Below are 14,216 nucleotides of genomic sequence, written 5' to 3'. Positions count from 1 at the left end.
CGTGGGACTGCGCGGGAAGCTCGGTCTCATCATCCTGCTGGTCTCCTCGCTCGCGATCCTCGTCCTCTGTGTTGCCGTCTACACCCAGGCGCAGTCGGCCCGGCTGGACCGGACGCGGAGTTTCGCCGACGAGCGAATCCAGCTGGCCGCGGCCGCCTACGACCGCGACGGCATACCGGTGTTCGGGTCGAAGCTCGACGACCCGGACCTGCCGCCGCAGTTGCGGGAGGCGGTGCTGCAGGGCAAGCGGGCGACGTTCAAGACGGGGTCGCCGAACGCGAAGATGTGGGCCGCGGTCGGGGTCAAGGACGGCAAGATCCTGTCGATCGTGCAGGACTACGACACCAGCGACGACTCGATGAACGCGCTCCGGCAGGCGCTCATGCTCGGCGGGATCGGGACCGTCGGGCTGGTCGCCCTGGTCAGCGTGATCCTGGCCGGCAGCCTGTCCAAACGAATCGTCGCGGTCGCGGGTACGGCGCGCCGGATCGCGGCCGGCGACCTGGACGCGTCGGCCGCCGAGGCGATCGGCAAGGGCAAGGACGAGGTGCAGTCGCTCGCGAACGCCCTGGACACGATGGCCAGTTCGCTACGCGGTCAGTTGGAAGCCGAGCGCCGGTTCACCGCGGACGTCGCGCACGACCTGCGTACGCCGGTGACCGGGCTGACCACTGCGGCCGAGCTGCTGCCACCCGGCCGCCCGAGCGAACTGGTCCGCGACCGGGCCAAGGTGCTGCGACGACTGGTCGAGGACTTGCTCGAGATCGCCCGGTTCGACTCGGGTGTGGAGCAGGCGGATCTCGAGCTGGTCGGGCTGGGCGCCTTCGTCGGCTCGGCGGTCGGCCGGTTGCGGATGCAGCAGTCGCTCGCTCCGGACAGTGTGGTAGTCCATCAGATCGGGCCGGACGTGACGGTGTCCACCGACTCGCGCCGGATCGAGCGGATCCTGGCCAACCTGATCGTCAACGGGTTGCGCCACGGCAAGCCGCCGATCGAGGTCACGGTCTCCGGCCGGACCGTCGAGGTGGTTGACCACGGCAACGGTTATCCGGAGGAGTTGATTGCCGAGGGCCCGCGCCGGTTCCGGTCCGGGATGGCCGAGCGCGGCGTCGGGCATGGCCTCGGCCTGACCATCGCGGCCGGTCACGCGAAGGTTCTCGGCGCCGAACTCACCTTCGGGGAAGCCCCCGGTCGCGGCGCCCTGGCCCGGCTGACTCTCCCGTCGGAGCCTGAGACGGAGTCGTAACACAACTTATCGTTGCCTGGTCGCGTCTTCTCTCACGTCGGGTTCACCAGAGCCCAGCAAAACGAGGGGAAACCACAGATCATGCGTTCTCAGTTCGTACGTCGTTCCGCCGCTGTCGTCGCGGGTGTCGCCCTGGCCGCCGGAGGGGTGGGCATTGCCGGCGCCCTGCAGGCCAACGCGGCCGAGAGCAGGACCACCGCCGCGAGTGCGCCGGTTGCGGCGAAGTCGATCACGATCAAGTCGGACAAGGCCGGCGCGAAGGCGTGGACCAAGGTCTCGTTCACCGGCAGGACGACCGGGATCGCCAGGAACACCGTCGTCCAGGTGCAGCGGCTCGAGAACGGCAAGTGGGTCAACTTCCCGGCCACCACCAAGGTGACCAGCAAGGCGACGTACTCGGTCTGGGTGAAGAGCGGCCGGGTCGGCGTGAACAAGTTCCGCGTCGTGTCCGCGAAGACCGCCAGCGCCGCGGTGAACGTCTCCATCACCAAGTGAATCGCCCTTGAGGGATGGCGGGAACAGGAACTCGGGGCCTGCCACAGGGTATTTCCTGTGGCAGGCCCCGATGTGGTGTCTCAGCCTTTACCTGGTCCCGTAGACGTTCAGCTCGGCAGCCGATCCGAAGACCGCGCCGTTCAGTGAACTCGTGCCGACGAACTTCACGTAGCGGGCGGACTTCGCGGTGAAGTTGACTCGCTGCGTGGCCGTCGAGTTCGGGAACTCACCGGTCGCCACCGGCGTACCCCACGACTGCCCATCGGCGCTGACGTAGATCTCGTAGCCCTTGAACATCCCGTTCGTCCCGCTCTGCCGCGGCAGGTAGCTGAACCCGTCCACCTGGTACGTCGATCCGAGATCGAGCGTGATGTGATGCGGGAACCCGGCCGGCTGCGACACCTCGGACCAGGCGGAATGCCAGAGTGTGCTGGGGTTTCCGTCCAGCGCCTCGGTCGCGGCACCGCCGGTGGCGGTGTCCTCACTGCTCACATCGGCCACGGTGATCCGGGACTGCGGCACGATCCCCGGCGGCAGTACGGTCGCCTCCGCGGTGATCGTCGCCTGACCACCCGTTGCCGTCAGCACGTACTTGCCTTCCGGCGTACCGGGCGGCGGTGTCACGTCCCAGCTCGTCGTCACACTGGCGCCTGGGGCAACCGTGGCGTGCGTGGCCGGTGTCGCTGCCGCGACGGTCCATCCGTCCGGAGCATCCAGGGCGAGCGTGATGTTGTTGACGGCAACGACGTCGTTGTTGGTGAAGGTGGTGACGAGGGTGTTCGCCTCGCCGGAGACCAGACCGTTCACGCCGGAGACCGCGATCGACGTACAGTCGGCCGGCTCGGACGTCGTCCCGAGGTCGGTGACGGCGAAGTCGTCCATGATGAAGTCGGCCTGGTCGCCGCCGCCGGACAGCTTGCGGAGGCCGACCCAGTAGTCGCCGCCGCAACCGGCCACGAACTCCTGGCTGAACGTCGCCTTGGTCCGCTGCTCACCGATCGGTGTGGACTTCACGTCGACGGAGTCGGGACGGTCGACGCCCTGCACCCACGCGTACTGCCCTGCCCGACCACTCGAGTAGTCGAAGGTGACCTTGTACTTGTGGCCAGGCTGGAAGTTCACCGTCCACGGCGCGGTGCGGTAGACGAGGCCCTCGTTCTCCTCGTGAGACTTCAGCGACCAGTCGCCGTCGAGGACGTCGTCGACCAGCTTGCCGTTCCAGCCGGCCTGCGTGTACGGCGCGTGCTTCTTCGCCAGGCTGGTCCGCGGGTCGGTGACTCCACCGGCATCACCCTTCACGAACGGGCCCCAGCCCTGGTCCACATTCTCGAAGTCCTCGACAAGACCGGCGCCCGCGGGCTTGGTCTCGACCACGCGGACGTCGTCGATCCGGACCTTGGCGTTCCCCGTGGCTGCTCCGATGACCAGGTCCGCGTTGTCGCCCTTGGCAGTGAAGATGGTGCGGACCCGCTGGTAGTAGGCGTCGTGTTTGTCGTCCGAGGCCACCAGATTCTGTGCGGTCGACCGGGCGATGGTGTTGCTCACCCCGTCGACGGACACCGTGGTCTTGCGGGTCTTGCCGGGCTCGACCTCGATCCACGCGGAGGCGCTGTAGATGCGCCCCGCAGTGAGACCGGTGATGCGCTGGCGGAGTGCGGACTGCTGGGTGCCCAGCGATGCGACGTGCTGGCCGTTCTCGAGGGTGTCGATCTTGGCGGAGCCGCTGACGTTCCAGGCGTTGAGGTTGCCGGCGTTGAAGCCGGGGTCCTGCAGGTGGGTGCCTTCACCCCAGTTCGCCGCTCGCGGTGCCGGCGCGCTGATCGGGTAGAGCACGTACGGCTGACCGGCGACCGCGTCCAGCGCGACCGCTCCCCGTCGTACCGGAGCCGTGGCGACCTTCACCCGGCCGGTGTCGGTCAGCTTGTAGACGGCGAACTGGGACGCGCCGGCGAACGCGCACGGGACCTGCCAGGTGCTCCGGCCGCCCGCAGGGTTGTAGTGGTAGAGCTTCTTGTTGTTGTCCCACGGCAGCAGATACTTGTCGCCGTCGAGCACCTTCGCGGTGCCGGCGTACACGGTCCGCTTGCCGTTCTCGACCGTGCCGCGGACGCCGCCGGTGAAGCTGATGTCGGTGCTGTTCCAGTCGGTGATCTGCTGCTGCTGAAGGAACTTGGCCGGCAGGTTCTTCTGCCAGATGTTGGCGTAGAACGCGTTCCAGTCGGTCTCTCCGGTCCAACCCTCGAACTCGACCAGGCTGGTCTGGCCGAGGATCGGGTCGTTGTTCCAGACGTCCTTCTCGTGGTTGCGGACGAACCGAATGATCGTGCTGTTGAGGCCCTTGTTGGTCGCGCCGCCGTAGTCGAGGTCGTTCGCCCAGTGCGACCACAGCGAGGTGCGCTCGTGCCGGTCGGCCCACTCGGTCGCGATCTGCCAGCCCTGGTCGGCGAGCTGCCGGGTCAGGCCGTCGGCGAGCCAACCGGACTGGTAGTACACGTCGATGTACAGCTCCTGCAGGTTCTTGTCGGTCTCGTCGCGGAGCTGCTGGAACCGCTTGACGATGTTGCCGGAGGCAAGGTCAGGACGCTGCTTGATGTAGTAGCTCTGGTTGAGCCAGTTCCAGCCCTTGGCGTTCTTGTCGACCAGGTCCTCGCTGAAGGCGTTCGCCTCCGGGTACGACTCGGTCGCGTTCACGTGCACCCCGAACGCGGCGTTCCAGCTCTTACCCTTCGCCAGCAGGGTGTTCAGGTCGGCGAGTCCGCCGGCGCGGATGTTGTAGTTGCCGCCGTAGTCCGGGTGCGCCGAGTCGTGGCCCTCGCTGCCGTAGCCCTTGAGGACCGCCAGTTGGCCGAGGCCGTCGGTGGACAGTGAGATCCGCTTGACGTCGTCGAGGGTGCGCAGGAACGGGTGTGTCGCCTGGCTGGCGAAGTTGAACGGGATGTGCGTAACGACGCGGTCCTTGACCTGGTCGCCACCCTTCGGCTCGGTCATGATCGAGCGGAACGCGATCGCACCGTCCTGCCAGTCGACGGTCTGGTCCTTGTTCGCGTCCGGGGTGACCACGACCTTCGCCCAGGGGAGCGGTTCGGTGTACGGCGAGGTGTCGGCTCGGTAGGTCCATTGGCCGCTCCACAAGCCGACGCGCGTACTGCCGTCGGCATCCTTGCGGGCGCGGTGCCAGAACCGGGCGCCGTCGTCGATGGATTGGCCGGACGGCTTGTCGTACACCGAGTTCGACTCGATGCCCGCGGCGAGCCCGCTGGTGTTCACGAACGCGTACGCCGCTCCGGTCGCCGACGGCTCGGCCGGTGTCGCGGAGGTGATCGGCGTGATCTTGTCCGCAGTCCGCGTCGAGTCAGGGTCCAGCGTGGTGAACGCGGTCGTCGCCCCGGCGTCGCTGCTGGCGACCGACACGAGATCGTGGTCGGGGATGTCGATCGTGTGCACCCGGGACGTCTCGGTGTCGCGAACGGCGTCGATCTTGAACGTCGTCACCCGCCCAGCCACGCTCAGACTGGCGTCCAGTTCCACGCCGGGCAGCGCGTCGAAGGCCAGTTTGTACGACGCCGTGCCGCCACTCACCGTGGGCGGCGCAGCCAGCTGAGCCGACCGTGCGACGCCGTCGATGGTGACGGTCGAGATCGACGCCGGTTGCCCGCCGAGCGATTGTCCGGACGCGTTGTCGACGTACTTGATCACCCGCGGGAAATCGGCTCCCACGGTGACGGTCAACTCGTTCGACCGCAGCGTCAGGTCGTCGGCGGCGTGCGCGCCCACAGGCACGCTCAGCACGCCGGCAGCCAACGCTACAGTCAGCAATCCACACCCCACTGAACGTTTCATGCGGAGAAAGTTCGCACGTAACCGCTAGCAGGTCAAGAGAAACGAACAGTTATGAACAAGATCGGTCTCGCCTTCAGCCCGGCGGGGCTACCGGTGGGCCGCGGATCAGGCGGGTCTGATCGTTCCCACGACCTCGCCGAGACCCAGTCGGCTGCCGTCGCTCCCCGTCGCCCAGGCGGTGATGGTGATCTCGTCGCCGTCTTCGAGGAAGGTGTGTTCCTTGCCGTCGACGAGGAGAGGTTCGCGGCCGCCCCAGGTGAGTTCGATGAAGGAGCCGCGCTGGTCCTTGCCGGGGCCGCTGATGGTGCCGGAGGCGTAGAGGTCGCCGGTGCGGACCGAGGCGCCGTTGACGGTCATGTGCGCGAGCATCTGCGCGGGTGACCAGTAGGTCTCCTTGTACTGCGGGCTGCTCACCCGATGGCCGTTCAGCAGCACCTCGAAGGTGATGTCGTAGTTCTGCAGCTTCTGGCCGGCCAGGTAGGGGAGGACCGGCGGGTCCTGAGGCGGCAGAGGTACGGCGGACGCCGAGAGGGCATCCAGGGAGATCACCCACGGGGAGATCGATGTGGCGAAGGACTTGCCGAGGAAGGGTCCGAGGGGGACGTACTCCCAGGCCTGCAGGTCGCGGGCGGACCAGTCGTTCACCAGCACCACGCCGTACACGTGTTCCTCGAACGCGTCGACCGGGATCGGGGTGCCCAGGGTGGATGGCGTACCGACGACGTACCCGAGCTCGACCTCGATGTCGAGGCGTTGCGACGGGCCGTACGTCGGCGCGGTCGCGTCGGGCGCCTTCCGCTGACCCGACGGGCGGACGATATCGGTGCCGCTGGCAACGATCGTGCCGGCTCGGCCGTGGTAGCCGACCGGGAGGTGTTTCCAGTTCGGCAGCAGAGGTTCGGAGTCGGGACGGAAGAGCCGGCCGAGGTTGGTCGCGTGGTGTTCGGAGGCGTAGAAGTCCACGTAGTCGCCGACCGTGAATGGGAGTTGCATCGTCACCGCGGACTGCGGGATGAGGTGTGGTTCGACCGCGTCGCGGTCGTTCGGGTTGCGGACCAGGTCGAACAGCCAGTCCCGCGTGGCCCGCCAGGCCGGGCGGCCGAGGGCGAGGAAGTCGTTCAGCGACGGCCGGGCGAACAGTTGGGAGCCGTTCAGCATCTGTGCGGACGCGACCGGGGCGAGATCGATGATGTGGTCGCCGATCGCGGCGCCCACCCGCGGCTCCTCGTCGTCGAGCCGGAACACGCCGAGTGGCAGGTTGTCCGGTCCGAACGGGGAGTTCGCGGGGATGTCGATCCAGGTCACTGCGCTGCTCACACAGCCTCCATCAGCTTCAGCGTGGTCAGGTCGTGGCGAGGTTCGTCGATACTGCAGGAGCCGAACGAGGTGAACCACCGGCGGACCCCGGCCGCCTGATCCTCGGTCAGTTCACCAGCTCGCGCGGCCAGTGCGTCACCGTCTCGCGAGGCCAGGAGGGCGGCCAACTCGTCCTGCGCGGCACCGTCGAGGGACGCCCGGGTGGCGAGCAGGACGTTGAGGAACCCGTGGTGCTCGAAACCGGTGTCCGTCGCCGTGTGACGGACAGCGTTGTGCAGACCGGCCGTGCACTTGAAGGCAACCTCGCGGTCCAGGCATGCAGTGATGAACGCCGCGACCTGGCCCTCTGTCGGGAACAACGAGGCATCGAGCCCGCCGGTACGCAGTTTGGCGGCGTACCCGGCATCGGCGACGACGTCGAGTGCGCGCTCCCACGCGCCGTCCAGGCCGATCTCGACGAACGCGTTCTCCTCGTCGAGGCAGTCGTCGCAGGTCCTGACCACCCGGAGTGCGTTGCGGGACAGATCGTCCTCGTTCCGCAGCCGGACTTCGACCGCTTTCACCTCGACGTCGGTGGACCGGTCGCCGTACCGGACCGCGGGCTCGATCCCGCCGGCGCCGCCGGTGATGACGACCGTGACCTCGAGCGGGCCGGGCCCGGTGCGGGCGGCCTCGGCGGCGACCTTCATCAGGTCTTCGTCGGTGCAGACGAACACTCCGACCAGGTCGGCGTACGCCGACTGACGGTGCACCCGGTGCGCGGCGACGGCCTCGGTCAGGGGCAGGTCCCCGGGCGGGAACATCGCGGCGTCGTCGACCAGGTGCCGGAACAGGGCAGGGACGGTTGACATGGGTCCGAGCCTAACGGATGCTTTCGGTAAGCGGACGCATGCGTCCGAATACCGTACACCTGGAGCAAGAGCAATGACGTTCTACCGGCAGGTCGGGCAGGTTCCGCCGAAGCGGCACACGCAGTTCCGGAAACCGGACGGCGGGCTGTACTACGAGGAGCTGATGGGGGAGGAGGGGTTCTCATCGGACTCGTCGCTGCTGTACCACGCCGGCGTACCGTCCGCGATCGTCGATTCGCAGGTGTGGGAGCTGCCCGACCTCGCTACCGTCGCGAACCACCCGCTCACTCCGCGGCACCTGAAGCTGCACGACCTCTTCGCCGACACGTCGAAGAGCAACGCTGTCGAGGACCGGCGGCTGGTGCTGGGCAACGGCGACGTCCGGATCTCGTACGTCGTCGCCGAGCAGCCGTCGCCGTACTACCGCAACGCCATCGGTGACGAGTGTGTGTACGTCGAGAAGGGGACGGCCACCGTCGAGACAGTGTTCGGCGTACTGAACGCGGTCGAGGGCGACTACGTGATCATCCCGCGGGCGACCACGCATCGCTGGCTGCCGGGGGAGAACGGCGTCCACGCCTACTGCATCGAGGCCAACTCGCACATCGCGCCGCCGAAGCGGTACCTGTCCCGGTACGGGCAGTTCCTGGAGCACTCGCCGTACTGCGAACGGGACCTGCACGCCGCCGCCGAGCCGTTGGTTGTGGAGGGCAATGACGTCGAGGTGCTGGTGAAGCATCGCGGCAGCGGCCCCAGCGGCATCGTCGGCAGCAGGATGACCTACGCGACGCATCCGTTCGACGTGGTCGGCTGGGACGGGTGCCTGTACCCGTACACGTTCAACGTGAGCGACTACGAGCCGATCACCGGGCGGATCCACCAGCCGCCACCGGTGCACCAGGTGTTCGAGGGCAACAACTTCGTCGTCTGCAACTTCGTGCCGCGCAAGGTGGACTATCACCCGCTGTCGGTGCCGGTGCCGTACTACCACTCGAACGTCGACTCCGACGAGGTGATGTTCTACTGCGGCGGCGACTACGAGGCGCGCAAGGGTTCCGGGATCGGCCTCGGCTCGATCTCGCTGCACCCCGGCGGCTACGCCCACGGTCCGCAACCGTCCGCGATCGAGGCCTCCCTCGGCGCCGAGCGGTTCGAGGAACTCGCGGTGATGGTCGACACGTTCCGCCCACTGGAACTCGGCGAGGGTGGCAGGGCGGTCGACGACGGCGTCTACGCCTGGACCTGGGCCGGCCGCCGCCGCGACTGACCCGACGCGGGACGGGATCCTGTGGGATTCTGGGGCGGTGAGTGAGGACGGGGCATTTGTCGTGGGCCTTGATCGTGATGCGGTGCTGCGGCGACGGGAGGTTGTCCGGAAGGTCGAGCGGCGGAGCGCGTGGGTGACCCTGGCGATTGGTGCCGTGGGCATCGTTGCCGCGGTGTATGCGCTGATCGCGTTCCGGGGTTCGGGCATGTGGCCGTTCGCGCTGTTGCTGATCGTGGCCATGGTCCCGCTGGTGCTGAGCACGGTCCTGGCGCTGCGACTCCAGACCGAGCGGCAGCGCTGGTACGCCGGTAACGAGCTGCAACCGGTCGCCATGCGGATGACCCCGAAGGCACTCGAGCTGGCTTGCGAGGGTGCGGCGTACCCGGTCGTGCTCCCGTGGCAGGCGGTGAAGGGGTTCCGGCAGGAGAAGCTGTTCGGCCAGTACGCGCTGGAGTTGGAGCTCGCCTCGGGCGTAGGTGCCACGACAGCCGGCGTACGCGGACTGGACCAGCCCGCCGTCCGCACCGTGGTCAAGCCGAACCCACTACTCCGCCCAACCGGTCTGTTCCTGGTCAAGGCCCTCGACCAGCCGGTGCACGTCATCGACCAGGCTCTGAAACACTTCTCCGGCGGCCGCGCCGGCGTGACTCAGTGACAGGTTACGAGGCGCTGTCCGCGAGGTACGCGTTCAGGATGTTTCGGGCCACCCGGCGTACGTCGTCCGACGGGTCGTGCTCGGCCAGCTGGTCGAGCAGTTGAATGAACTGCGTCCAGATCATGTAGGACGTGGCCCACGCAGCTGCCTTGCGCATTTCCTCCTGCGGATGTTCGGCGGCCTCCGCGATGCGGGTGGCGAACCGTTCGTCGAACGACTCCGGGCTGCCGAGGCCCAAGCGCAGTACGGCGAGAGCGAAATCCGCCGGGATGTGCCGCAGGGCGTCCGCGGCTTCCAGGAGGTCATCGAGGGTGGCGGGCTTGAGTCGAGCCTCCACCAGCCGTGCCGCGGTGTGTACCTGACGTTCGTCGGCTCCGGTCACGAAGGCGCAGGGGCTCTTCGTCAGGAAGTCTTCGCGGTAGTGCAGCGTCAGAGCTGCGCTCTTGCCCCAGATGACCTCGTAGGGATCCAGCCCGGCCGGATTCTCTTGGAGAACCCCGAGCAGGCCCCAGCCGAGCTTGTCCGCCACGACTGCGACTTCCGACTCGTGACTCTGCAGCTCGAGGAGGAGCTTGCGTGAGGCGAAGTAGTCCGGCACCCGCCTCAAGGTAGCCGCGCCCCGGCTCAGACTCGCTGACCTCTTGGGCTGCCAGGCTCGGGTGTCATGAACGAGAGCTTCGTGGTCGGTCTCAATCGGGCTGAGGTGCTGAGGCGGCGTGCGATCGTCCGCCGCACCCGGCAGATCGGCGGCGCCGTGACGCTGTTCCTGTCGGCGATCTGTGTCGGCCTGGCGATCGGGCTGGCCGCGGGCTTCCCGGAGTACTGGCCGTTCGCGGTGCTGATCGCCGTTTCGATGCTCCCGGTGGCGCTGCCCACACTCAAGTCGCTGAACGCGAGTGCTCAACTGAAGCGCTGGTACGACGCCAACGACCTGCCGCCGTTCGCCTTCCGGATGACGCCGGCGGCTCTGGAGCTAGGCGTCGAGGGCGCACCCGCACCGGTGGTCCTGCCGTGGCCGGCGGTCATCGGACTCAGGCAACAGCGCAAGTTCGGCCAGCCGATCCTCGAGGTCGTCCTGCAACAAGGCGTCACCCCGACCAGCCCAGGTGTCAGCGGCCTCGACCAGCCCGCCGCCCGCGCCACCCTCCAGCCCAGCAAGTGGATTAAAACCGCCGGCTTCTACGGCGTCGCCTCCCTAGACCAACCAGTCGAAGCGATGGACCAGGCCCTCCGCCATTTCTCCCAGGGCCAAGCAGCGCTCGGATGACCATCGCCCAGAGGCCGTAACCGCGGGTGACAGTGTCCGGGTGCTGGAGTGCTTCGAGGAAGGCCAGCGACGACCCGGCGCGCCGGGCTGTCGCTCTCCCTGGGCGGCCCGAACTGTCGTACTCTCAGTGATCAACGTGTGTCGGATCCTGGGGGGATATCGATCGCGGACTGATCGCACTGCGAAGGATTGGCGACTACGTCGTGAAGCTTGGGCCCACACGCGCGACCGTCACGGCGGCGACCCTCAAGGCGCCGTCCTGCCCCATCGCGCGACCTGGCGACCTGGTCATCTGGTATCAGAACACGCTGCGCCAGCGCGGGACGCTGTTAGGGCACACCCCGTACGGCACAGGCCTCGTCGCGCCCGACGACGGAGGGGCCCATAGCAAGGTGCCGTACGACTCGTTTCGCCTGGCCGAACCGGAGGCCGCGGTCGGTCCGATCTGGGCTGGGCTCTCCCATCCGGGCGCGATCCTCCAGGCAACCGAAGAGGACCTCAAGGCCGTTCAAGCCCTGATGGGCAGCATGGTTCCGCCGGGGATCCGGCACAGCGATCTGACGACAGAAATCTGGCTCCATGGCTTCGAGGTCTTCCTGAGTGGGGCCGCCCTCAGGAATGTGCTGACCGGGGAGACAACGCTCGACGCTGAGCTCGTCACCACGATGCCCTACGACCGGCTCGAGCGCCTGGTACTCAGCATGTACGGAGAGCAGAACGTCGCCAGTGGTGACTTGCTCGCCCGTGCCGGGCGACTCCGCGTGGGTGGCCGAACGGGGACGGCTGACCCGGCCGCGGACATCCGGATGTTTCGCTTCGACAAGCCAGGCTCCCCGACCGCGCTCTTCGGTGCGGACTTCAGAAGAGACATGGACTACGGCGACTTCACCTGCCATTCGGTCTACTACGAACCGTCCAACGCGGTGTTCATCGATCCCTGCGGCACGGCTCTGGAGGACGTGGAGCAGCGCTGTCTGACCCCCAACTTCGAGCCGAAGCGGCTCTCCCCGCGGGAACAGGCGGTGATCGGTCTGAGGGCGCTTTCCCTGAAGCTGTCCGGCTACTCGCTGTCTGAGAAGGGCGAAGCCTTCTTTGCCGAGCTCGACGAGTCGCTGGCGGCGCTGTCGCATGTGGATCGCGCGGCCGAGATCAAAGAAGCGCTCGGCGGTGGCGGGCGCGTGCTGAGTGATGAGGTCTGGCAAGGCGTCCGGGAAGTCTTCGTCGATCTCGGGCATGAGCATGTTTGGCACAAGTACTTTGCCCCTTGCCGGGACATGTTGTCATGAGCGGCCCAGGTTCAGCACTGAACGCGGTCTTCCTTGCGTTGCAGGCCGAGAACGGCAGGTTCAGATATGTCGACAATCGCAGCCCGACGATGACCGCCGGCAAACATGCCGCGATGAAGATCCTGGTGAGGCAGCTGTGCGACGACGTCACCGAGACGGTTGAAATATCCGGCCGGCTCTACGTCTCGAAAATACATCTCCTCAAGTCGGACCCGTCGACAGCTTATGTCGAAACAGACTGCGATGGCGTACCGCTGGACGCGGAATCAGTTCCGATACGTGAGATCCAGGATGACTTCAAGCATCGACTGCTGATCTCCTGCCGGACCTCTGATTCCTTGACACCGGATACCAGAATCGAAATAGGTTCGTCCTTCGTCGCCCCCACTTTCGAGCTTTCGAGCGATAGCGCTGATCCGTCCACTTTGGCGTGGGAAGATCTCAGGGAATATGCGCGGCTGGTGATCACCGGTGGCCCTGGGTCGGGTAAGACGACCTGCCTGCGGCGCATGGCGGTCGAAGAGATTCAAGCCCGCAATCAGACAATACCGCTGTACATTCAACTACGGGACGTCGATGCGGACTTGCTGACGGTATCCGGCCTCTCGCGACTGCTGGCGATCGAGGGTGCGGGGGATCTGGTGTCCGAGTTCGCCGACCCGCTCAATGGCGGCCGGCTGTTACTTCTGCTTGACGGCCTCGACGAGTTGCCGTCAGATGCGGAGCGCATGGGGCTGATCGAAAGACTGGATGCACTCTGCCTCGCGGCGCCGCGCCTGCGGGTGGTATTGAGTTCGCGCACTGGTTATGAGGAAGTCAGCCCTTCGGGATTCACCATCGCCGCGATCCGTCCCTTCGACATGGCGCATCGGATCCAGTGGCTGTCGCTGTACTTCGCGCAGATGGGGAGGATCGACCTGCGGGCCAGGTTGGCCGCGGTGATTTTCGAGGACCCGGACCTGCAGGATCTTTCCCGATCCCCATTGATGCTGGGCCTGATTGCCTCCCTGTATCAGCAGTATCCGAGTGACTTGAATGACCGTGCCCTCCTGTTACGGAAATGTACAGACGTGCTGGTTCACGACTGGGACGCATCCCGGAACATTGCGCGATGGAGAGGGTCATCCGTCACGCCGCGGCAGATAACCACCTTGCTTGGGCAGTTGGCGGCGAGACTATTGCAAGAGCATCGAACGGAGTTCACTACCGACGATGTTCTTCGCGTGACGGAGTCCAACGCAAGTTATCATGATGCGCCGCTGTCGATTCTGAGGGCCTGCAGATCAACCGGGTTCATCGAGGCTTCGAATGACGACCATTGGACATTTACGCATGAGTCGCTGAGGAGTTATCTGGCCGCCAACTACATTGTCGCCCGGCCGCAGGTGTCAGAAAATACCCTTGTCACTTACTTTGGTGATCTGTCCACGCGGCATACGTTCGCCCTCTCCTGTGGACTGGCCACCGATGCCGACGGTCTGCTGGCGACGGCGCTGGCCAGGAAAGATTCCCCGCATCATCCAGGTACCTTGATGATCGCCGATGTCCTCGATCAGCAACTGTCGGCGTCCCCCGACCTGCTTCGTCAGTGTTGCAGCCGGGTGGTTTCCGATCTCGAGAACGAGTTGAGTCGCTCCCGGTTGGTGGTGAGCGATCAACCTGACCCGTCCGAGTCGTTGATTGTCGGCGCGCTCGCGCTGGCCAGCAGAGAAGACTCCACGGATGCCTTGGCGTTCCTGGCTGAGACTCTCCCCATGCTGCATCGCGCACGGTATGGCCAGGTGGCCGATCTCCTCAAAGACGGTCTCGACCAGTCGACGGATCCTGCTGTGAAAGCAGTGCGGCAGCTACTGAACCTTGACGGACGGTGTGAGGTGGAACCGGCGACCTTCGATGGATCGCCAGGTATCCGGTTGGTAGTGAAGAGCGCACAGGGCGCGGGTGACGGGTGACGGATGACGGGTGACGGGTGACGGGTGACGGTACGAGCTT

The 14,216-nt window shown here is 66.4% G+C and carries 11 protein-coding genes; 7 read left to right on the top strand and 4 right to left on the bottom strand.

Annotated features, from left to right (window positions below):
* The first annotated feature begins 1 nt into the window (after position 1).
* Together EV652_RS21955 and EV652_RS21950 are read left to right on the top strand one after the other, a co-directional pair.
* Positions 2-1,246: a HAMP domain-containing sensor histidine kinase gene (locus EV652_RS21955; RefSeq protein ID WP_132211057.1), complete on the top strand. Its 1,245-nt coding sequence runs from the start codon at positions 2-4 to the stop codon at positions 1,244-1,246.
* An 81-nt stretch (positions 1,247-1,327) separates the two neighbouring features.
* Positions 1,328-1,741 (top strand): hypothetical protein, encoded by a 414-nt coding sequence (locus EV652_RS21950; RefSeq protein WP_132211056.1) that lies wholly within the window; start codon positions 1,328-1,330, stop codon positions 1,739-1,741.
* Between the two features lie 87 nt (positions 1,742-1,828).
* On the opposite strand, the gene EV652_RS21945 is transcribed toward EV652_RS21950, so the two are convergent.
* From EV652_RS21945 to EV652_RS21935, 3 genes are all read right to left on the bottom strand, one after another.
* The gene (locus tag EV652_RS21945; RefSeq protein ID WP_132211055.1) at positions 1,829-5,581 is read right to left on the bottom strand and encodes an endo-alpha-N-acetylgalactosaminidase family protein; all 3,753 of its coding nucleotides are present in this window, start codon (positions 5,579-5,581) and stop codon (positions 1,829-1,831) included.
* Between the two features lie 105 nt (positions 5,582-5,686).
* Positions 5,687-6,898: a fumarylacetoacetase gene (gene fahA / locus EV652_RS21940; protein WP_439649071.1), complete on the bottom strand. Its 1,212-nt coding sequence runs from the start codon at positions 6,896-6,898 to the stop codon at positions 5,687-5,689.
* A complete protein-coding gene (locus tag EV652_RS21935; RefSeq protein WP_132211054.1) occupies positions 6,895-7,749 on the bottom strand; it encodes a hypothetical protein in 855 nt (284 codons plus the stop codon). Before EV652_RS21935 ends, fahA begins: the two co-directional genes overlap by 4 nt.
* A 73-nt stretch (positions 7,750-7,822) precedes the next feature.
* On the opposite strand from EV652_RS21935, the gene EV652_RS21930 reads away from it, so the two are divergent.
* Both EV652_RS21930 and EV652_RS21925 read left to right on the top strand, forming a co-directional pair.
* The gene (locus tag EV652_RS21930; RefSeq protein WP_132211053.1) at positions 7,823-9,016 is read left to right on the top strand and encodes a homogentisate 1,2-dioxygenase; all 1,194 of its coding nucleotides are present in this window, start codon (positions 7,823-7,825) and stop codon (positions 9,014-9,016) included.
* Positions 9,017-9,053: 37 nt separating this feature from the next.
* Positions 9,054-9,671: a hypothetical protein gene (locus EV652_RS21925; RefSeq protein WP_132211052.1), complete on the top strand. Its 618-nt coding sequence runs from the start codon at positions 9,054-9,056 to the stop codon at positions 9,669-9,671.
* A gap of 4 nt (positions 9,672-9,675) precedes the next feature.
* Here EV652_RS21925 and EV652_RS21920 read toward each other — a convergent pair whose 3' ends face one another.
* The gene (locus EV652_RS21920; protein WP_132211051.1) at positions 9,676-10,269 is read right to left on the bottom strand and encodes a hypothetical protein; all 594 of its coding nucleotides are present in this window, start codon (positions 10,267-10,269) and stop codon (positions 9,676-9,678) included.
* A gap of 66 nt (positions 10,270-10,335) precedes the next feature.
* On the opposite strand from EV652_RS21920, the gene EV652_RS21915 reads away from it, so the two are divergent.
* From EV652_RS21915 to EV652_RS21905, 3 genes are all read left to right on the top strand, one after another.
* Positions 10,336-10,938, top strand: coding sequence for a hypothetical protein (locus EV652_RS21915; protein ID WP_132211050.1), 603 nt, complete (start codon positions 10,336-10,338; stop codon positions 10,936-10,938).
* 203 nt (positions 10,939-11,141) lie between these two features.
* Positions 11,142-12,224: a nucleotidyltransferase family protein gene (locus tag EV652_RS21910; protein WP_132211049.1), complete on the top strand. Its 1,083-nt coding sequence runs from the start codon at positions 11,142-11,144 to the stop codon at positions 12,222-12,224.
* Positions 12,221-14,176: an NACHT domain-containing protein gene (locus EV652_RS21905; RefSeq protein ID WP_132211048.1), complete on the top strand. Its 1,956-nt coding sequence runs from the start codon at positions 12,221-12,223 to the stop codon at positions 14,174-14,176. Before EV652_RS21910 ends, EV652_RS21905 begins: the two co-directional genes overlap by 4 nt.
* Positions 14,177-14,216 lie beyond the last annotated feature (40 nt).

This window comes from Kribbella steppae, assembly GCF_004342025.1.
GTDB classification, from domain to species: domain Bacteria; phylum Actinomycetota; class Actinomycetes; order Propionibacteriales; family Kribbellaceae; genus Kribbella; species Kribbella steppae.
This window is presented reverse-complemented; position numbering and strand designations above follow the sequence as displayed.